Here is a 19,370-nt window from a genome sequence, read left to right as displayed (position 1 = left end):
CTATCGGTCCTCTTGTCATTATAATGATTAGATTTTCCAATACAAGACAGGAATAGGCACGAACAAAAAAGGATAAGTAGTTTTTGCAAAATAGTATTTTCCCTAAAGTTAAAAAGACCATGTACAAATACATGGTCTTTTATCTTAATAATTAATTATTACCTCCACTAGTTGGAGGATCTTTTACATCCCCATCATCCCCCTCAGTTGCCTGAGTTTCATAAAGAGTATCAGTCTCTGCAATAGAGTCTTTGGAGCAAGAGAATAAAAACATATTAAAAACTAGTGCCATAACGGCTATCATTACTTTTTTCATAATATTTGTTTTAAAAATTGGACATAGGAGTGGCTATCCGGGATTTTCCCAGTTTTGTTTTTACCAACTCCTTAGAGTTTGGAGTACTCCGTTTTTGGAAAGTGGAAATCTTATGCGGCTGCGTTCAGCTACTTTCCAATTGACCAAATACTGGCCGCATTATAGATTTCCGTAAGAATGATTTTTCTAGAAATACTATGTTAGCAAAGCATAGTGAATCATCCCTAAGGACAAATTTATATGAGGTAAAACGTTATTTTTATAAGTGATTCCTAGAATTCCAATAGTTCCTAAGAATTCCATAGAAATTCCAAAAATTCCAACCAAACCATGGGAATAAAGACAAGTCAGAGTTATCAAAAAGAGGTTTTAGAGAAGTATAAAAAGAGGAAAGGCGGAGAGTTAAGTACATATCTTTTGAAGCCAACACCTAGGCTTATCAAACAAGCTTGTGTTTTACTCCTAGACAGAAGAGTATCTGCTGGTGATAGTCATATTTTAAATTGTTTTTTTCAATTTAGAAATGAAGAAAACAGGTTAAGAGAGATTCAAGATTTTGATAATAATAGATTCAGACCAATCGTCAATTTTTTAAAAGGGAGGGCTCGGACTACAAGCTCAGAAAATATTGAGCTAATAAGTTGGTTAGTAAATTTTCAACCAAGACCGTTACAGGAGTATTTAAAGCCTGATAATTCAATTTCTGAAGAAGAACCAGAGAGGTCTGAAACTGAAATTGTTGATGAGCCCAATGATGAGAAAGAAAAGAAGAAACAAGAAGAGGAAAAAAGAAGGCTTGAGGGGGTCAAAAAAAAGGAGGAAGAAGAGAAAGAAAAACGGAGGTTGCAGGAAGAACGGAGGAGACGCCGACGAATTATTACAATTTCTATTAGTGTAGCGTTTGGAATGACTTTGATGATTTTAGGAGTTCAAAAATGGCCTTCATATTTTCCAAAAAACAACCCTAAAGATGTTGGTTGCATGGCCTGGGCCGATTCACTTTATGTCGAGGTTTCATGCGACGAGGCCCCCTTTTCCAAATATGGAACTCGGGTCAAACCTTTGAATCCTATCGAATTAAAAAACATGTGTAAAGTAGAAGTGGATGCGGCCTATCAATTTTTTACCGCTACTGGCAAACCTCGGATTTGGTATTATAAAAAAAGTATTAAGGAAATCGAATATTTTACAGCTCCGGGCTTGCACCCAACTAATGGAGAAACCTTGCGAAAAATAACACCTTATATTATTGAAACTTATGTACCTATTCACTCTAAAAAGAAAAACTCTTTTATAGAGTAAAAAAATAATTGCTATTCTATTTCTTACAGGACTCTTTACAGAATGCATCTTTTGTAAAGAGTATATAAAACAGTAGTTTTCCTTATTTTTCAAACAGTTTATACATTCAATCTTTATTTTCTAATATGCAATGATTCTTTGATAATGATTTCGATATCTTCCTTCAAAAAGTTTGAACTCTGTCCTGTCAAGGTCACAGTTTTTTATAAAGCTCTTTAAATCAAATATTTAGAGAGCTTTTTGTTTTACCTAAATATTGAGTTTTACACTTGTATTCTTCGTTTTCATAACTCAAGAGGTTAGAACTTTTATTGATTTTATCTTTTTATCACTTCCAGAAATTAATTGATACTTTTAGAACTATAGATGTAGGATTTCCCAAAAACAGGGAAGGCTGCATATCGTCTAACGTAGTTCTGTAAAGAGTTAGTTAAAAACATAAATGAAAGAAACATGAATAAAGCACATTAAATGGTTCTTTATATGGGACTGTTAAAAACCGTTGTTACTTTAATTGTAGGACTTTCAATGGCATAAATGTACATAGATAATTCTTTCTAAAGAACGCCGTTGCCCTTCTTAGTATTATCATCTCTTTGCCTCCTTTTTGAGGCCTTGTTCTTACCACTCCCAAATATATACGAAGCTCCAATAAATAATGTCCTACTTTCCCAATCAATTTGACCGTGTTGCACGAACGGGTTAGTGGCATCGAAAGCAAAACGCATAGTATTGAAAACATCGGTAAAATTTAAGCTTAAAGTTCCTTTCCTTTGAGCAAAACTATATCTAGCACCCGTATTCAATGAATACATGGGTTTTACTTTAAACTGTATGGTTTTGTTCGGGCCTCTATAGAATCCAAATAATTGAAAGGTTAGTTTTTTGGTTGCAGTAAAGTTGTTGTTCATACGGAGATTCCAACCCGTATTCTGTACTTCCACTTTTTCTATTATTATATCTTCTTCCATAGTCAAAGAACTTTCAACTGACAATCTCTCCGTAATGCCTAGTTGGGTCTGGGAAAATAAGTCAAAACTTACATTTATATTCCACCATTTGGTGGGCTTATAATTAGTGGAAAACTCTATACCATAAGCTGAAGTGTCGTCAAAATTATCGAACGAAAGTATAATTCTGTTCAGGTCAAGTCGGTCAATAAATACCGCTCTATTAATACCATCCCTTATTTTTCTGTAGAAAATACCTCCCGTAATACTCCCTTTCTCTAATCTTCGAGTATAATTTACTTCAAAAGAGTTTGTGAATTGGGGCACTAAATTCGGGTTGCCAAATGAAGAGATCAAAGGAGTGGAAAATTGCCGAATAGGATTTACCTGACCTAATCCTGGTCTATCCACCCGTCTGCTAAAACTCAATTGAAGTTGGTTCTTCTCTGTTGGTGTATAGGTTAAAAATGCAGAAGGATATATCTCTGTGTACTTATCGCTAAAAGCCCTGATTTTATTAGTGTCGGCCTTGACTTCAACATCCTCTATTCGAATTCCTGCTTGGTATGACCATTTTTCGTAACTCTGTCCAAACGAAGCATAAGCGGAATAGATATCCATACCATATACAAAATCGATTGAAGGCGTAGGCGAAAGATTTCCATTTGCATCGAAGGATAAACCTGTAGAGGAATAATCAATACTATTTTCAAAGACCCTTGCCTCTAGTCCAACTTCTAATTTTGAAATAGAATCCAATGGATTCGAATAGTCTAAATTAGCGATAGTCTGGATATTTTTAATATCTACAAAATCCTTGTAATCCGGAAAGAGAGTTCTACCGGTGGTTTTAAAATCCGTATCATCATCATTCTCGAAGCGACTGTAATCTGCCTCAAACTCTATATTGTGACCCTCCTTTTCAAATTCCATTTTATAATCGAAATTATACTGCTCGTTAGAATTTTTTAACTCGCTAAGAAAAAGTTGGGTATTATTTCGGGAAGTATCATTGAAGTAAAAAACATTAGTATCCTGATTAAGCTTACCATTGTAGATATTTTGATTCGTAAAGAATGAAATCGTGTTCTTATCGTTCAAAAAGAAATCCACTCCCAATTTATATAAATGTGATTTATCGTTATTGGAAAAAATATAGCGTTGCTCGGAATTCTCCTCATCCCTGGAAAAAAAACCCGCGCTTTACATACTTTCCTATATTATTCCCATAGTTGCCATAAAAATTGAATTTTCCATTTCTATAATTTAAGTCTAAGGAGCTATTGAACTTAGCCTCCTGACCCTTGGTCAAACCTGTGTTTATAGTTCCATTAAATCCGATATTAGTATTTTTTTTCAATACGATATTGATGATGCCGCTCATCCCTTCCGGATTAAATTTCGCGGACGGATTAGTTATCAATTCTATGGATTTTATAGAAGTTGAAGGTAATTGTCTTAAAAGTTGGACTATAGGTACGTTTGAAAGTTTCCCGTCTACCATTACCCTTACGTTCGAATTCCCACGTAGTGAAAGCTCCCCTGATTGTTGGTCAACATTTACCGACGGAATATTATTCATAATATCGGATGCAGTCGCCCCTGCGGTAGTAAGGTCTTTACCGACGTTGATAACCTTACGGTCTATTTTTTGTTCTATTGTAGTTCGTTCGGCAACGACTTCGACCCCTGAAAGTTGTTGGACATTCTCATCGAGTGCAATAGTGCCGAGATTTAGTTCTCTATTATCTTTCGATATGGATATCTGCTGAGAATATGTTGTATAACCAATATATTGTACTTCTACCAAAAAAAATCCTTCGGTTAGCCCTTCGACTTTAAAAGAGCCGTCTTCTAAGGTTATCGCCCCGGTTACAACTTCTGAACCATTCTCAGATTTAATGACTATGGAAGCATATGGAATGGGTTCCTGTAGGGTTCTATCAACAACTTTTCCAGTAATACTTCCAATTTTCAAATCTGAAGTTAATTTAGGATTGCCCGCCGATACGCTGCAGTAAATGAATAGGGTTAAAACTAATAATGATTTTTTCATGAATGTTTTTTTAAACTGCTGTGAAATGACAGCGTAATTGATTGATGTTTTCTATTAATATTTGATGACACAAAGGACACTAAGTAGAGTCAATAAATTACTGTGAAACCATAGGGGTTTACTCTCAAAAAAAAGTATTGAGAGTAAAAAGTGTAATTGTGAAGTATATACTTTTAAATATCTGAACTTGAGGAGCGTGTCTCAAGAAACTGTTTCGGGGTTAAACCTGTAGTATTTTTGAAAATTCGATAAAAACTGGCTTCCGAATTAAAGCCACACTCACTTGCTAATCCGAGAAGAGATAAATTTCGAGAGCCCTCATTTAGGAGACGATTTCCCACTTCTTTTACCCTAAGCCCATTGATAAAGCTTCGAAAGTTTTTATCGTAATGGGCATTAATTGTATTAGAAAGAATGTTCTCGTTTACTTCCAACATCCTTGCCAACTCTTGCAAGCTTAGCTTAGGGTCAAGATGTACCTTATCTTTTTCAATCAAACTATTGAGCTCGGCAATCACATCTAAATCCACCGCTACATCGGTTTTTTTTGTCTTTTTATGTAGTTTGATTGAAAATTCCTTAGGAATAAGCTCTGAATTTTTATACCCAACCAGTCCCATGTAGTAAACCAAGCTTGCAATTATCAAATGACTTATTTGCCAACGCCATTGGTACGGATGGGGCAGTAATCGATTGAGAAATAAATTAATTGCTGTGTAGACGGAGATGAAAAGTAACGAAAAAACTAAGTTTTTAAGAAAACCCACTTCTGAAAAGCGAGTATCAGAAGTATTATTTGACAGCCAATATTTATAATTCTGAATGTGTTTGTAAGCAAAATAAAGATAAAACAATGTACTAATGATTGTCAAATATTCCTCTAAACCTTTGATTTCGCTGAATTTAAAAGAAGCTGCTATTTGCTCTTTTTCAGACAGAAGTGAAGTCTGCATCGTGGTAATGTAGACAACGATGGCATAACCTTGGGAAATCAAAAAAGGGATGAAGTGCAGCCATTCTTTTTTTGTAAAACGAAACTCTGACTGAATAAGTGATGTTATATAAAAATAAAATAAAGGAGGAAGAGCAAGCTCAACTCCGTTTGGGAAAAACCCAAAACCATGTATTTCCCATAAATTTAGAGAGAGAAGTAATGTCTTGGTGTTAAGCCAGACGAAGCCTAAAATCGCTAAGCCCAAAAACTTATTGGATGGTCTTATGTTAGACTTTTTAAAGAGTAGTATGCTACAGATGATACCTGTAACCATTCCTATTATTATTAATAAGTCAAAAAGTGACAACTCTATATTCAAACTAATTTTTCTTTTACTTTCTGAAATTTAATTTTGTAGATGAAAATTGCTTATGAATACCAGTACTAGTATCCTTGTTTAATTGATGCGAATTTAAGCTTTTGAAATAAAAAAGAAGTCCCATAAAACTGCTGACTTCCAAAACGACTCGTCCTTAGTGAGAACCTACTTCCATCCAGTTCCATTTGCCGTTCTTTTTAGTAGTTCCGTTAATTCACCTTTTACAGAACTAAGAAAGTATCAAATGCTTATTTAATCGGCCGATTAAATAAGCATTTGATACTTTCTAGATTTTATATTTTATCATCCAGGTAGATATATCCTCTCCAAATTGTTACCCTCTATTTCAATCACTTTTTTCTCAATTTGCTGTATAATATCCGGGCAATCCCGTTCAAAGTCATCACAACGGATGGTTTTGGATTTGCCATCTACAAAAAGGGTTACTTTTAATTGACTAGTGCAGGATGATTCGTTTTTATAATCATCATTCAATTCCCAAAAACCTAGGCTTTCCATTTTATCAAAAAAAGAGAGCATGTTTTCTGGCTTTAATTGTTTTCGGGAAAACTGATTATATTTTGCAATGGAATATTCCGAGTTTACATTTGGATAAAAAGTAATTGTTTCCGGTGTTAGTTCAAAACAGTCATTATGAAACGCACCACGTTCGACCACTAATAGATAGTTTTTGTTAGGGTGTAATTGATTTGAAGCTATATCCGAGTTCTTTTTAAGAAAATAAATAGCTATTGCAAAAAATAGGAAAAGTATGAACGGGTTCTGATTTTTCATGAGATACTTGTCTGAATTATATTTCAAATTTCAGCATTGTATCAATCTATAGACACCCTGATAACCGTGATTTGAACCTCCCTTTTAACAGGTGGCAAACTTTGATTTATGAGCTCAATTTGCTATCTGTTGCATGATGATTTTTGCATGAACCCTAGAATTTTCTATAAACCATTTATGTGTTTCCATACCGCCACAAATGACACCTGCAAGATATAGTCCGTTAACATTGGTTTCCATAGTATCTGGATTATAGTTGGGAAGCTTTTTCTCATCGTTTGAGATTTCGATTCCCATGGCCGTTAAAAAATCAAAATTAGGTCGGTATCCGGTGAGTGCCAGTACAAAGTCGTTCTGAAGGATTTTTTTCCCCTTTGGTGTTGTTATGTGTATTTCTTGAGGTTTTATTTCCGTGATGTTACTCTGATAGTATGCCGTAATACTTCCTTCTTCGATACGATTTATAATATCTGGACGCACCCAATATTTTACGCGTTGCCCCACCTCTTTACCTCTAATGATAAGTGTTACTTCGGCACCTTTTCGCCAACATTCCAGAGCGGCGTCTATAGCAGAATTACTAGCACCGACGACCGCGACTTTTTGACCGGCATAAAAATGTGGGTCTTTGTAATAGTGCGCTACCTTGGGCAAGTCTTCCCCGGGAACATTCAGTAGATTTGGTAAATCATAAAATCCGGTAGCAACGACTAGATTTTTGGAAGTGTAGCTTCTTTTTGTGGTATCGATTAAAAAATTGGAATTCGTTTTTTTTACTGCTTCTACTTTTTCAAAAAGATGAATATTGAGGTTGTTAGAAGTAACAATTCTGCGATAATATTCCAAAGCTTCATCTCTTTTGGGTTTTGCCTCTTTGCTGATAAATGGGATATCATCGATTTCCAATCGTTCCGAAGAAGAAAAAAATTGCATATTCACGGGATAGTTGAACAGTGAATTCACAATAGGTCCTTTTTCCAGAATTATGTAGGACAAACCTTTTTTTTGAGCTTCAAGTCCGCAGGCAATACCAATTGGCCCACCACCAATTATGATAACATCCAAAGTATCCATTATCCTGCCATTTCCTTTAATTCAGCAATGGTTTTATTGGGGTCATTACTTTTAAATACGAAGCTGCCCGCTACCAAAATATCTGCACCGGCATCTTTTAATTTACCGGCATTCCCAGCGGTTACACCACCATCAATTTCTATTAAAGTGGCTGCATTTTTTTTTGCAATAAGATTTTTCAAAGCTTTTACTTTGTCATAGGTATTTTCAATGAAAGACTGTCCTCCAAAACCTGGATTTACGCTCATCAGGCAAATAACATCAATATCATTGATCAAGTCTTCCAATAAGGATACGTTAGTGTGTGGATTTAACGCTACCCCAGCTTGCATTCCTTCAGCTTTGATAGCTTGCAATGTTCTATGTAAATGGGTGCAGGCTTCATAATGTACCGTAAGCACATGCGCTCCTAAATCAGCAAATGTTTTAATATATCTATCAGGGTCAATAATCATAAGATGTACATCCAAAGGCTTGGTGGCATGTTTTGCAATAGCCTTAACTACAGGCATACCGTAGGAAATATTGGGCACGAAAACACCATCCATAACGTCTATATGATGCCAATCCGCTTCACTATGGTTTACCATTTCAACGTCCCGTTGCAGGTTCCCAAAATCTGCTGCCAATAGGGAAGGGGCTATTTTTGTCTTGCTCATTTAAATCGCACTTATATTTTACACAAAAGTAGTGAATTGCATATTCCAAGTGAAATGGATAAGAATGGCTTTACCGCATTTGTCTTAGTCCTTCATAAACTACTATGCCAACGGAATTTGCCAGATTTAAACTTCGTATGTGCTTACTGTACAGGGGTATTTTATATAGTCGGTTTTGATTCTCCTCGATGATTTTTTTTGAAAGTCCAACGGATTCCTTTCCAAAAACCAAAAACATATCTTTTTCAAAGGGAATTTCCCAATAATGTTTTGTTCCATGACTTGAAAAGAAAGCAAATTTTTTATCTGAATGTGTGAAAAAGAAATCATCCGTATTTTCATATGTAAAAACTTTAAGATGCTGCCAATAATCCAGCCCCGCGCGTTTTAACCGTTTATCGTCAACCTCAAAACCTAATGGTTTTATCAAGTGCAATTTCGAGTCCGTTCCCAAAGTCAACCTGCCAATATTTCCGGTATTGTTAGGAATTTCAGGTTCTACAAGTACAATATTGAAGGCCATCTAATTTTTGATTGATTTTAAATAGAGCTGCTCTACCTTTTCCCTGGCCCAAGGAGTCCTACGTAGGAATTTTAAACTGGATTTTATAGAAGGATTACTTTTAAAACAATTGATATTTATTTTTTCGGTCAGTTCTTCCCATGTGTATTTTTGGGTAAGTTCATCCAAAATAGTAGCCAGTTTTACGCCATGTAATGGATTATTGGGTTGTTGCATTTTTGTCAAATTAAGATAAACAAACTGTATGTGGCTTATAACTTTCGGTTAACGTTTAAAGATACTTTTGTTCGCTTGTAAAATGAAAAAACTCCGGTAATCAGCCGGAGTTTATTCATCAATCAAAAAACGAACAGTCATGATAAACTGTTGTTACCGTTAAAATTACAACTTATATGCCAAAAATCCAATTTAAGGATTATTTAACGTGCAATTCTATATTTTAACCAAGATAGGTTTTCAATATTTTACTTCTAGAAGTATGCTTTAACCTACGTATCGCTTTTTCCTTGATTTGGCGTACTCTTTCCCTGGTGAGGTCAAAAGTTTCGCCAATTTCTTCCAAGGTCATGGAATGCTGACCTGCAAGACCAAAATATAAACGGATTACGTCCGCTTCTCTCGGTGTTAAGGTTTCTAAAGCACGTTCTATCTCCGTTCTTAAAGATTCGTGCAATAATTCTTTGTCAGGATTTGGAGACTCCCCACTACGCAAAACGTCATAAAGGTTGGAATCTTCCCCATCAATCAATGGGGCATCCATAGATACGTGGCGGCCGGAATTTTTCAAGGACTGTTTAACATCGTCAACGGTCATGTCCAATTCCTTTGCAATTTCTTCAGCAGAAGGCATACGTTCGTGCGCCTGCTCCAAGAACGCGAACGTTTTATTAATTTTATTGATAGAACCAATTTTGTTCAAAGGCAAGCGAACAATACGTGATTGCTCCGCTAAAGCCTGTAAAATGGATTGACGAATCCACCATACGGCGTAGGAGATAAATTTAAATCCTCTAGTTTCGTCAAAACGTTGTGCAGCTTTGATCAAGCCAAGGTTGCCCTCGTTGATCAAATCCGGTAAAGTAAGTCCTTGGTTTTGGTATTGCTTCGCAACGGATACCACGAATCTGAGGTTGGCCTTTGTTAGTTTTTCAAGAGCGATCTGGTCGCCTGCCTTGATACGTTGTGCCAACTCTACTTCTTCATCAGCGGTAATCAAGTCTACCTTGCCGATTTCCTGCAAATACTTGTCCAAAGATGCGGTCTCCCTATTGGTGACCTGTTTTGTAATCTTAAGCTGTCTCATTAAAATAAATTAAGTTCAATTCGCATAGACTGCATATACTTATACGTAATAAAGTGTGAAAAGTTACAAATTACCTTTACTTTTTTCTGTTTTTCATATTGGCAGCATAAAAAAAGCCCCGACTTTAAGGTCGAGGCTCCGATGTAAATCAATAAAGAAATTTAATCCCTTCTAGGCTTTCTATCGCGATTATCTCTACGACGATCACCACCTCTATCATTTCTTGGCGGTCTTTCAACGTACCCTTCTGGTTTAGGCAGCAATGCTTTGCGCGATACCTTTTCCTTACGTGTACGTTTATCCAATCCAAAATATTTCACATCAAACACATCTCCCATGTTTACCACATCGGAAACATTTTCAGTGCGTTCCCAAGCCAATTCGGAAACGTGGAGCAAAACTTCATTTCCAGGAGCGTCAACATACTCTACAACAGCACCAAAATCCAACATTTTGATGACTTTTACTTCGTAAACGCTACCGACCTCTGGCTTGAACATCAGCGAATCTATTTTTGCCATTACCGCATCTATACCTGCGCTACCGACACCCAAAATTTCAACGATTCCTTCTTCGGTAACTGGATCTTCGTTGATAACGATGGTAGTTTCGGTCTCTTTCTGTAATTCTTGAATTACCTTTCCACCTGGGCCGATCAAAGCACCGATAAATTCATTTGGAATACGCCTTGTGACCATTGTTGGTGCATGGTCCTTAACATCTGCATTGGGAGCAGCAATCGTATCCGTTAATTTTTCTAAAATATGTAAACGACCCTCTCTAGCTTGTTTCAAGGCATTTACCAAAATTTCATAGGATAATCCTTTTACTTTAATGTCCATTTGGCAAGCGGTAATACCATCTGCCGTACCGGTAACTTTAAAGTCCATATCGCCTAGGTGATCCTCATCTCCAAGAATATCGGATAGCACGGCATATTTTCCTGAATCTGCATCGGAAATTAATCCCATGGCAATACCGGAAACGGGCTTTTTTAATTGTACCCCGGCATCCATCAAGGCCATAGTTCCTGAACAAACAGTTGCCATAGAGGAAGAGCCGTTACTTTCCAATACTTCTGAAACCACACGAACTGTGTACGGGCAATCTTCAGGTACCATCCCTTTTAAGGCACGTTGCGCCAAGTTCCCGTGACCAACTTCCCTACGGGACGTTCCACGGATAGGTCTTGCTTCACCTGTTGAAAAAGGAGGAAAGTTGTAATGTAGATAGAAACGCTCCTCACCTTCGTAAGATGGCATATCTATTTGGTTAGAATCTCTTGAAGTTCCTAAGGTAACCGTAGCCAGCGCCTGTGTTTCACCTCTGGTGAAAATGGCGGAACCGTGGGTAGAAGGTAAATAATCTACCTCACACCATATTGGTCTTATCTCATCAGTCTTACGACCATCCAAACGTAAACCTTCATTTAAGGTAAGGTCACGAACCGCAGCCTTTTCAGCTTTATAGAAATACTTGGAAATTAATCCACTATATTCTTCTTGTTCTTCTTCCGAGAAAGTAGCTTTTACTTCTTCTTTGATTTCGGCAAAAGCTGCGCTTCTTTCATGCTTGGCAGAACCTGCTTTTGCAACAGCGTATACTTTATCGTATGTTAGATTATGTACTTTTTTTGCTAATTCTTCATCTTCTTTTTCTGGCTCGTACTCGCGTACTTCTTTCTTACCAAAAGCAGCCGCCAATTTTTCTTGTGCGGCACATTGTACTTTAATGGCCTCGTGTGCAAATTTAATGGCCTCGGTCATTTCTTCCTCGGAAATTTCATCCATTTCACCTTCTACCATCATTACAGAATCTGCAGAAGCACCGATCATCATATCGATATCGGACTCCGCCAATTGAGTTCTTGTAGGGTTAATGACAAACTCACCGTTCACACGACCAACTCTAGCTTCTGAGATAGCGCATTCAAAAGGAAAATCGGACAATTGAATGGCGGCGGAAGCGGCTAAACCTGCCATAGCATCTGGCATAACGTCATCATCATGGGACATTAATTGAATCATTACCTGTGTTTCGGAATGGTAATCTTTTGGAAATAAAGGACGCAAAACGCGGTCCACCAAGCGCATAGTCAATACTTCTCCATCACTTGGTCTTGCTTCCCTTTTAAAGAAACCCCCTGGGTAACGCCCGGCGGCAGCGAATTTCTCACGGTAATCTACGGTGAGCGGAAGAAAATCCACATCAGATTGTTTATAATTGGAAACAACCGTACATAATAACATACATTTTCCGGATTGTACCACAACAGAACCATGTGCCTGTTTTGCCAATTTTCCGGTTTCGATAGAAATTTCCCTACCGTCTCCAAGGTCTATGACCTCTCTAAATACTTTTGGAATCATAAATTTGATTTTTACCCGATTCTATTATTCGGGATTTTGTTAAACAATGGTCTCCCCACCAGATTTGCTTTTGGTCGGGGGTGTTGTGTTGTTGTGTGTGTTTGTGCCGAAGGCACTGACCAATGAAAAACTATGTGTAGCTTTTTGTGTTTGCCCTTCTTTATACTCTTAGGGCAAAGAGTGTATTTAAAAAAGAGGATGGCTAGCCATCCTCTTTTTTAAATGATTTACTTTCTAATACCAAGCTCTTTGATCAGCTCTCTGTATTTTACGATATCTTTCTTTTTTAGGTAATCCAATAAACTTCTACGCTTACCTACCAATTTTACCAATGATCTTTCTGTATTAAAATCTTTGTGATTTTTCTTTAAATGACCCGTTAGGTGATTGATCCTGTGCGTGAACAAAGCAATCTGCCCTTCTGTAGAACCCGTATTTTCGGCTTTACCTCCATGCTTTTTGAAGATGTCAGCCTTAATTTCTTTAGTTAAATACATTCCAATATTGTTTTAAATGATTTTTATGTATCCGATTGATTTTTTCAATCAGGCTGCAAATGTAGCTATTTGTTACGAATTATATTGCCAAATAATAACTAAATGTTATCATGACGATTTTAATATCCATTAAAATGCACAACCATTTGGCTGAGGGGCAGCGGTCTCCAATTCTTTGGCGAATTCAGCATCTAAATCGCTTGTTTCAAAGCCATTACTTACAGAACCTTTTTGAACCACCGTTCCGTAACCGGAATTATTCATATGTGCTCTTACATAAACTTCAGTTTCGGTCGTGATTCTTACGGCACCTCCAGAACGGCTAAAAGGTTGTTCCTCCACATGGCTATGCGCCAGTATTCTACGATAGATAAGATTTCCGTCCATATCTAAAACTTCCCACCAATCCGCATATTGAGAACATCCCGTATCAGGACTGGAAATGGTTACGCTAAAAGTATATTCGTTTTCCATTCCACTGACTTTGACTTCGGTAACTTGGGCGTTGGCACTACCATCTGCCGCTATCGCATCTTCTTCTTTTTGAAAATCTTGATTATCCGTTTTAGATGCACAACAGGACATCCACAAGACTAGAATCAACAAAGAAGAGAAAACAACGGGTAGTTTCATATTGAACATTTTATATACAGGTTAAAGATAACCTTATAAAAAGTTAATCGCTATTTGCAACGGTTCATTACAAATAGCGATTTTTTCTTTAGAAAATAAAATAGTTTAACCGACCGATCTGATGGGGTTATTTTGAATTAAATCGATATAAAGATTTATGTTCTTTTTTAAATCTTTCCGATGTGAAATGAAATCCAAGAACCCGTGTTCCAATAGAAATTCAGCAGATTGAAATCCCTCGGGTAAATCTTTTCCAGTAGTATCTTTTACAATACGAGGACCCGCGAAGCCTATCAAAGCTCCCGGTTCGGCGATATTGATGTCACCCAACATGGCATAGGATGCCGTAGTTCCACCCGTAGTTGGGTCGGTACAAAGCGAAATGTAGGGCAAGCCTGCTTCCGCCAATTGTGCCAATTTAGCGGAGGTCTTTGCCAACTGCATTAAGGAGAGCGCGGCTTCCATCATTCTTGCACCACCACTTTTTGAAATCATTAGAAAAGGAGTTTTCTTTTTAATGGCGTGGTCTATACCTCTGGCAATTTTTTCGCCTACCACACTTCCCATAGAACCACCGATAAAAGAAAAATCCATACAGCAAATAACCAAATCTTTTCCGTTGGATTTGCCTATCGCGGTTCTTACGGCATCTTTAAGTCCTGTCTTTTTTTGCGCAGCTTTTAAACGATCTACATACTTTTTGGTATCCTCAAATTTCAATGGGTCTTTTGAGGTAAGTTTTGTATCCAGTTCGGTGAACTTATTATCATCGAACAAAATTTCAAAATATTCCTTACTGCCAATACGTACATGATAATCATCTTCCGGACTTACATAAAAGTTTTTCGCCAAATCCTCGGACTCTACTATTTTTCCCGTCGGGGATTTATACCAAAGCCCCTTAGGGGTGTCTTTCTTTTCTTCGGTCGAAGTTTGTATTCCTTTTTCTTTTCTCTTGAACCAAGCCGTCATGTTTTCCATTTTTGCGTTAACCTACTTTTAAAATTACAAAGTATTCACGTTGTTCAGGTCTTCAAAAGCTTTTTTAAGTCGTGCTACAAAAGCTGTCTCGCCAGAACGTAACCAAACTCTAGGGTCATAGAATTTTTTGTTGGGTTCGTCCGCTCCGTTAGGGTTCCCGATTTGAGATTGCAAATAGTCCTTTTTATCCTGCACATAATCTCTTACGCCAGAGAGAAAGGCATACTGCAAATCGGTATCAATGTTCATTTTTATTACTCCATAACTTATTCCTTCACGAATTTCTTCTACGGTAGAACCAGAACCTCCGTGAAAAACAAAATCGATATGGTTGTGACCTACACCGTACTTTTCAGAGACGTATTCTTGGGAGTTCTTTAATATTTTAGGTGTCAACTTTACATTTCCTGGTTTGTAAACCCCGTGAACGTTACCAAAAGCAGCGGCGATGGTAAACCGCGGGCTTACTTTAGAAAGCTCTTCATATGCGTAAGCCACTTCTTCCGGTTGCGTGTACAATTTAGAATCATCAACATCAGAATTGTCGACCCCATCTTCTTCACCACCAGTGATTCCAAGTTCAATTTCCAAGGTCATCTCCATTTTGCTCATTCGCTCCAAATATCCTTTGCAGATTTCGATATTTTCTTCCAAAGGTTCTTCCGAAAGGTCAATCATATGGGAACTGAACAAAGATTTTCCGGTTTGTGCGTAATGTTCTTCACTGGCATCCAGAAGTCCATCTATCCAAGGCAATAATTTTTTTGCGCAGTGGTCCGTATGTAAAATTACTGTAGCACCGTAAGCCTCTGCCATTTGATGAACATGTTTTGCTCCTGCTATAGCACCATGTATAGCAGCGTTTTGACCTTCGTTGGAAAGTCCTTTTCCGGCATTGAACTGTGCCCCTCCATTGGAAAATTGAATGATTACCGGTGCATTTAATGCTGCTGCGGTTTCAAGAACTCCGTTTATAGTATTGGAGCCAATAACGTTGACAGCAGGCATGGCATACGCATTTTCTTTGGCATGCTTAAAAATTGCCTGTACTTCATCTCCTGTTGCAACTCCTGGTTTAATAGTGTAGGCCATAATATTTTTTGGTCTGTTTAGATTAAAAATTTATCGGACAAAAGTAATAAAATAATTAGTGAAACTTGATTACGAGCAGGGGAAGGATTTATAGGTGCCCCACTTTTCTCCAACGCAAACGTTAATGTAAAATTTTCTTTGCTGTAATATCACAAAATTATCATCAGAAAGGATAGTTGATTCCTATCTGTAATACGGAATTGGCAAAATTATATTCCTTAAACCATCTTTCTTGTATAGGTCTCGCGGGATTGTATGTTTTAAAGCCCAAATCCAAACGAAATAAGAAATAGGTAAAGTCGTACCGTAACCCGAACCCCGATCCAAGCGCAATATCCTGTAACGAGGAGAACCCATTGAACGTAGCGGCAGGGTCTTCTACATCATCAAAAACATTCCAAATATTTCCGGCATCTGCGAAAATGGCCCCATTGATATCGCCAACAATGGGGAAACGATATTCTAGGTTTAAAGCGATTTTTAGATTTGCTTCGTTAAAATCGTTAACCGCTGAAGTACTTCCCGGGCCCAAAGAATAGGGAAACCACGCTCGGTTATCATTTGAACCACCCCCAAAATAACTTCGTACAAAAGGAATGTTATTCGAATTGCCGTAGGGAATAGCGATTCCAAAAAAGGTTCTCGCCGCCAGAACGTTGGAGCGGGACAGGTCCCAGTATTTTACAAAATCAAATTCTGTTTTCACATATTGCGAAAAGGGAACATTGAATACTAGAAGTTGGTCATCTCTTTCATTAAAAGGTATGATGTTCGAAAGCCCGGAAAGTAAATTTCCCGCACTTTCCAATTTAAATCGGAACTGGTAAAAATTATTATCCGTTATTCCAGTTCTGTTATTCTTGTTCAAAGTATAATTGGTAGCGAATATGAGGTTGTTCTCCGTTAACCTGACCCTTCTTTCTTCAATTCGTGTAACATCTGTAAAATCTTGGTTGGACGTTGTCAAGATACCATTCTTTACCAGTCTAATAAATTCCTGAGTACCTTTAGGGACAATAAGCTGTGGCTCTGTAGAATTCTCCGGAATCTCAAAAAAACCATCCAACAAAGGATCGTCTTGATAAGTATCCGCAATTTCATCCAATTGATTGTAAGTAGTTCTATACACATTGAAAAAGCGTTCTTCGTTTACATTTCTTACAAACTGAATGTTCAATAATTCAATGGCATGTTTTTTAAAATCATTGGGAGACCAGTTATAACCGTATATAGTATTAAAGGTCTGTTTGTCCAGCCCTATATTTTGTTGAAAACTAGTTCCTATGGCAATTCTTGTCTTGGGAAGTGTATAGTTGGGAATTATTTTTGAAGTATTGATAAAGGGAAACCAGATACGTGGAAAATCTAGAGTGATATCTCCTCCAATTTCAGAAAAGAAATTCTCCTGAAATATATCGTTACTTAGTAATCCAAACGCCCCATTAGTGGAAATGCTTAGATTTTCCGCTCCTTTAAAAATGTTACGAATCAATAAAGAAGCACCCACACCAATGCCCAATCGTCTAATATTGGACCTGCTCACCTCAAAACTGGTGCCTAAAGAATATTTCGGTTTTGGCGCCAAATAAATATCGGTATTCACCAAAGTACCAGTACTATCTTCTTTAAATATGATATTGGGATATTTAAAAACATTTAAGCTATTGAGCTGTCTTGAAGTCCTTATTTTATCGATATCCCTATAAATGCTGTCCCTCTTGAAAAAGATGGCATTGGCCAAAGTTTTTGGTTTTATTTTAAACTCATCCGAATAATGAAAAATGTAATCCCCATAAGGAACGGTCCTAAGGGAATCCGTGGCATTACTGGATAAATAATCGGTATATACATTAATGGCATTGATTCTTTCTACTTTATATTCGGAAGTAGTAACTTCATTCTCACCTCGCTTTTTTAAATCCCCTATTTTTAAGGTGATATCCATTTTTTTGTCATTGGCTGCTCTTACGGTGTCCCTCAGAATATCAAAGGAAATAGAGCTTTCCTGAAAATTTCTTACCCCATTATTTCTGAAAATGGCTGTAAGCCGCTCTCTTTCTTGATTGAAATTGGTGAGGTCAAAACGTTCTCCCTCTTTTATCAAAGAAGCATCGGAATTCAAAAAATAAAGAGAATCTATCGCTTTGGAAGAAATATCGTTGGAAATGGAGTCTACGATGTAGGGCTCGCCTAAGGTAACCTTATAATCAATTTTTGCGCGTTGTTTTCTTCCGGTAGAATCTATTTGGTATGTGGTCTTGTTATTAAAATAGCCCTTGCTCTCATAATAGGCACTCAGTCTTGCCAAGCTTTTTCTGGTCCTGGAAGTGTCCAAAACAACGGGTTCTTCGCCAATATCCTTTAACCACTCGCTCAACCCTTTCACCAAAAAAGATTCTCCCAACCTATCTACTTGTTTCGCCGAAAGAAAATTAACGAGTCTTTTTTTTCGATTTTCTTTTTTGTTCAACCAAACTTGATAAAGCGAATCTGGATTTTCCTTTGCCAGATTATAAAGATTTAAGCGGAGCGGGTAGCCTAGAATGGCACTATTTGGTTTTTGATAGATAAGACTTGCTATATCTGCATCTTTTACTTTAAGGGAATCTACATAGATGGAATTTTTAGCTACCAAATATTCATCGTCATCCACTTTTTTTAGTGAATTGCAGGAAAGGACAACTGTTGCGAGAAGCGATAATAAGCTTATTTTAGCAATGTTGTTCTTAAAGCATAGTGCCGTCCCCATAGGAATCAAAAATACATTATTTGAATGGTTGTTAAAAGTGAATTGAAACTTATCAAAAGCTTACAGCAAAAAAAGTGCCGAAAGGAACATGGTATGTTCGTAATGGAAGGAAAAAAGGCTGTTTCTGAAGTGCTTTTGTCCTCTTTGAAGGTCTACGCCCTATTCGTTACAAAAGGAAATGAGATACTGGAAAGCGGGGTAAAACCAATTTTGGTTACTGAGAAGGAACTGCAACAAATGAGCGGACTTAAAAATCCGAACGGGGTTTTGGGCGTTTTTCATATTCCCGAAGCACTGCCAATTAAAGGGAACGGTTGGATTCTGATGTTGGACGGTATTCAGGATCCTGGCAATATGGGAACTATAATTCGTTTATGCGATTGGTTCGGTATTACGAATGTTGTCTGCTCGAAAGAGACCGTAGATTGTTATAATCCAAAAGTATTACAGGCTACAATGGGGGCAATTACCAGGATAAATATATTGTATGAGGACTTAGACGTTTTTTTAGAATCTACCACTTTACCTGTTTACGGAACTTTTATGGGCGGAGCTTCGGTTTACGGTCAGGAATTTCCTCAAAAAGGTATTTTGATTATGGGCAATGAAGGGCAGGGGATATCCGAGCGGATACATCATCTTTGTCAACATAAAATCGGAATTCCGCAATTCGGGAAAATGACCGGAGAAAGTCTGAATGTGGCCACGGCCACCGCTATTTTGTTGAGTGAAATAAGGCGAGATCAGTCTTGATGCTA

Annotated in this window: 18 protein-coding genes; 2 read left to right on the top strand and 16 right to left on the bottom strand. The window is 37.4% G+C overall.

Annotation, left to right across the window (positions count from 1 at the left end):
* Nucleotides 1-151 precede the first annotated feature (151 nt).
* Complete coding sequence (locus tag ACKWBX_RS17275) at nucleotides 152-316, bottom strand: hypothetical protein (RefSeq protein ID WP_413969976.1); 165 nt, start codon at nucleotides 314-316, stop codon at nucleotides 152-154.
* Between the two features lie 330 nt (nucleotides 317-646).
* On the opposite strand from ACKWBX_RS17275, the gene ACKWBX_RS17270 reads away from it, so the two are divergent.
* Nucleotides 647-1,618: a hypothetical protein gene (locus ACKWBX_RS17270; RefSeq protein WP_413969975.1), complete on the top strand. Its 972-nt coding sequence runs from the start codon at nucleotides 647-649 to the stop codon at nucleotides 1,616-1,618.
* Between the two features lie 557 nt (nucleotides 1,619-2,175).
* Here the strand turns inward: ACKWBX_RS17270 and ACKWBX_RS17265 are convergent.
* The 15 genes from ACKWBX_RS17265 to tamL form a co-directional block, all read right to left on the bottom strand.
* Nucleotides 2,176-3,681 (bottom strand): outer membrane beta-barrel family protein, encoded by a 1,506-nt coding sequence (locus tag ACKWBX_RS17265; protein ID WP_413969974.1) that lies wholly within the window; start codon nucleotides 3,679-3,681, stop codon nucleotides 2,176-2,178.
* Between the two features lie 64 nt (nucleotides 3,682-3,745).
* On the bottom strand, nucleotides 3,746-4,624 hold the full coding sequence (locus ACKWBX_RS17260; RefSeq protein WP_413969973.1) for a carboxypeptidase-like regulatory domain-containing protein: 879 nt from the start codon (nucleotides 4,622-4,624) through the stop codon (nucleotides 3,746-3,748).
* 173 nt (nucleotides 4,625-4,797) lie between these two features.
* Complete coding sequence (locus ACKWBX_RS17255) at nucleotides 4,798-5,892, bottom strand: helix-turn-helix domain-containing protein (RefSeq protein WP_413969972.1); 1,095 nt, start codon at nucleotides 5,890-5,892, stop codon at nucleotides 4,798-4,800.
* Between the two features lie 348 nt (nucleotides 5,893-6,240).
* A complete protein-coding gene (locus ACKWBX_RS17250) occupies nucleotides 6,241-6,732 on the bottom strand; it encodes a hypothetical protein (protein ID WP_413969971.1) in 492 nt (163 codons plus the stop codon).
* 114 nt (nucleotides 6,733-6,846) lie between these two features.
* On the bottom strand, nucleotides 6,847-7,806 hold the full coding sequence (locus ACKWBX_RS17245) for a YpdA family putative bacillithiol disulfide reductase (RefSeq protein WP_413969970.1): 960 nt from the start codon (nucleotides 7,804-7,806) through the stop codon (nucleotides 6,847-6,849).
* On the bottom strand, nucleotides 7,806-8,465 hold the full coding sequence (gene rpe, locus ACKWBX_RS17240; RefSeq protein WP_413969969.1) for a ribulose-phosphate 3-epimerase: 660 nt from the start codon (nucleotides 8,463-8,465) through the stop codon (nucleotides 7,806-7,808). The genes ACKWBX_RS17245 and rpe overlap by 1 nt, the downstream gene beginning before the upstream one ends.
* A gap of 70 nt (nucleotides 8,466-8,535) precedes the next feature.
* On the bottom strand, nucleotides 8,536-8,988 hold the full coding sequence (locus ACKWBX_RS17235; protein ID WP_413969968.1) for a tRNA (cytidine(34)-2'-O)-methyltransferase: 453 nt from the start codon (nucleotides 8,986-8,988) through the stop codon (nucleotides 8,536-8,538).
* A complete protein-coding gene (locus ACKWBX_RS17230; protein ID WP_413969967.1) occupies nucleotides 8,989-9,204 on the bottom strand; it encodes a VF530 family protein in 216 nt (71 codons plus the stop codon).
* Nucleotides 9,205-9,427: 223 nt separating this feature from the next.
* Nucleotides 9,428-10,291, bottom strand: coding sequence for a sigma-70 family RNA polymerase sigma factor (locus ACKWBX_RS17225; protein WP_272652294.1), 864 nt, complete (start codon nucleotides 10,289-10,291; stop codon nucleotides 9,428-9,430).
* 161 nt (nucleotides 10,292-10,452) lie between these two features.
* Nucleotides 10,453-12,660, bottom strand: a complete 2,208-nt coding sequence (locus ACKWBX_RS17220) for a polyribonucleotide nucleotidyltransferase (protein ID WP_413969966.1) — start codon at nucleotides 12,658-12,660, stop codon at nucleotides 10,453-10,455.
* A gap of 227 nt (nucleotides 12,661-12,887) precedes the next feature.
* Nucleotides 12,888-13,157: a 30S ribosomal protein S15 gene (gene rpsO, locus ACKWBX_RS17215; RefSeq protein ID WP_413969965.1), complete on the bottom strand. Its 270-nt coding sequence runs from the start codon at nucleotides 13,155-13,157 to the stop codon at nucleotides 12,888-12,890.
* 129 nt (nucleotides 13,158-13,286) lie between these two features.
* The gene (locus ACKWBX_RS17210; protein WP_413969964.1) at nucleotides 13,287-13,790 is read right to left on the bottom strand and encodes a hypothetical protein; all 504 of its coding nucleotides are present in this window, start codon (nucleotides 13,788-13,790) and stop codon (nucleotides 13,287-13,289) included.
* Between the two features lie 105 nt (nucleotides 13,791-13,895).
* Nucleotides 13,896-14,762 carry an acetyl-CoA carboxylase, carboxyltransferase subunit beta gene (gene accD / locus ACKWBX_RS17205; RefSeq protein ID WP_413970185.1) on the bottom strand — a complete coding sequence of 289 codons (867 nt, stop codon included), beginning with the start codon at nucleotides 14,760-14,762 and terminating at the stop codon, nucleotides 13,896-13,898.
* Nucleotides 14,763-14,795: 33 nt separating this feature from the next.
* Nucleotides 14,796-15,863, bottom strand: coding sequence for a class II fructose-bisphosphate aldolase (gene fbaA, locus ACKWBX_RS17200; protein ID WP_413969963.1), 1,068 nt, complete (start codon nucleotides 15,861-15,863; stop codon nucleotides 14,796-14,798).
* 163 nt (nucleotides 15,864-16,026) lie between these two features.
* Nucleotides 16,027-18,612, bottom strand: a complete 2,586-nt coding sequence (gene tamL, locus ACKWBX_RS17195; RefSeq protein ID WP_413969962.1) for a translocation and assembly module lipoprotein TamL — start codon at nucleotides 18,610-18,612, stop codon at nucleotides 16,027-16,029.
* 24 nt (nucleotides 18,613-18,636) lie between these two features.
* On the opposite strand from tamL, the gene ACKWBX_RS17190 reads away from it, so the two are divergent.
* Nucleotides 18,637-19,365 carry a TrmH family RNA methyltransferase gene (locus ACKWBX_RS17190; protein WP_413969961.1) on the top strand — a complete coding sequence of 243 codons (729 nt, stop codon included), beginning with the start codon at nucleotides 18,637-18,639 and terminating at the stop codon, nucleotides 19,363-19,365.
* Nucleotides 19,366-19,370: the final 5 nt, after the last annotated feature.

Origin of the sequence: Maribacter algae, assembly GCF_047345745.1 — a bacterium.
GTDB lineage: Bacteria > Bacteroidota > Bacteroidia > Flavobacteriales > Flavobacteriaceae > Maribacter.
Note: the sequence above shows the minus strand (reverse complement) of the source record. Positions and strands in the feature narration are given on the sequence as shown.

Coding starts and splice junctions, on each gene's coding strand:
- ACKWBX_RS17245 (WP_413969970.1), bottom strand. CDS start 7,806: ATGGATACTTTGGATGTTATCATAATTGGTGGTGGGCCAATTGGTATT.
- ACKWBX_RS17235 (WP_413969968.1), bottom strand. CDS start 8,988: ATGGCCTTCAATATTGTACTTGTAGAACCTGAAATTCCTAACAATACC.
- ACKWBX_RS17260 (WP_413969973.1), bottom strand. CDS start 4,624: ATGAAAAAATCATTATTAGTTTTAACCCTATTCATTTACTGCAGCGTA.
- ACKWBX_RS17275 (WP_413969976.1), bottom strand. CDS start 316: ATGAAAAAAGTAATGATAGCCGTTATGGCACTAGTTTTTAATATGTTT.
- ACKWBX_RS17250 (WP_413969971.1), bottom strand. CDS start 6,732: ATGAAAAATCAGAACCCGTTCATACTTTTCCTATTTTTTGCAATAGCT.
- ACKWBX_RS17225 (WP_272652294.1), bottom strand. CDS start 10,291: ATGAGACAGCTTAAGATTACAAAACAGGTCACCAATAGGGAGACCGCA.
- ACKWBX_RS17270 (WP_413969975.1), top strand. CDS start 647: ATGGGAATAAAGACAAGTCAGAGTTATCAAAAAGAGGTTTTAGAGAAG.
- tamL (WP_413969962.1), bottom strand. CDS start 18,612: ATGGGGACGGCACTATGCTTTAAGAACAACATTGCTAAAATAAGCTTA.
- fbaA (WP_413969963.1), bottom strand. CDS start 15,863: ATGGCCTACACTATTAAACCAGGAGTTGCAACAGGAGATGAAGTACAG.
- ACKWBX_RS17230 (WP_413969967.1), bottom strand. CDS start 9,204: ATGCAACAACCCAATAATCCATTACATGGCGTAAAACTGGCTACTATT.
- ACKWBX_RS17220 (WP_413969966.1), bottom strand. CDS start 12,660: ATGATTCCAAAAGTATTTAGAGAGGTCATAGACCTTGGAGACGGTAGG.
- ACKWBX_RS17210 (WP_413969964.1), bottom strand. CDS start 13,790: ATGAAACTACCCGTTGTTTTCTCTTCTTTGTTGATTCTAGTCTTGTGG.
- rpe (WP_413969969.1), bottom strand. CDS start 8,465: ATGAGCAAGACAAAAATAGCCCCTTCCCTATTGGCAGCAGATTTTGGG.
- rpsO (WP_413969965.1), bottom strand. CDS start 13,157: ATGTATTTAACTAAAGAAATTAAGGCTGACATCTTCAAAAAGCATGGA.
- ACKWBX_RS17255 (WP_413969972.1), bottom strand. CDS start 5,892: ATGGTTACAGGTATCATCTGTAGCATACTACTCTTTAAAAAGTCTAAC.
- accD (WP_413970185.1), bottom strand. CDS start 14,762: ATGACGGCTTGGTTCAAGAGAAAAGAAAAAGGAATACAAACTTCGACC.
- ACKWBX_RS17190 (WP_413969961.1), top strand. CDS start 18,637: ATGGTTGTTAAAAGTGAATTGAAACTTATCAAAAGCTTACAGCAAAAA.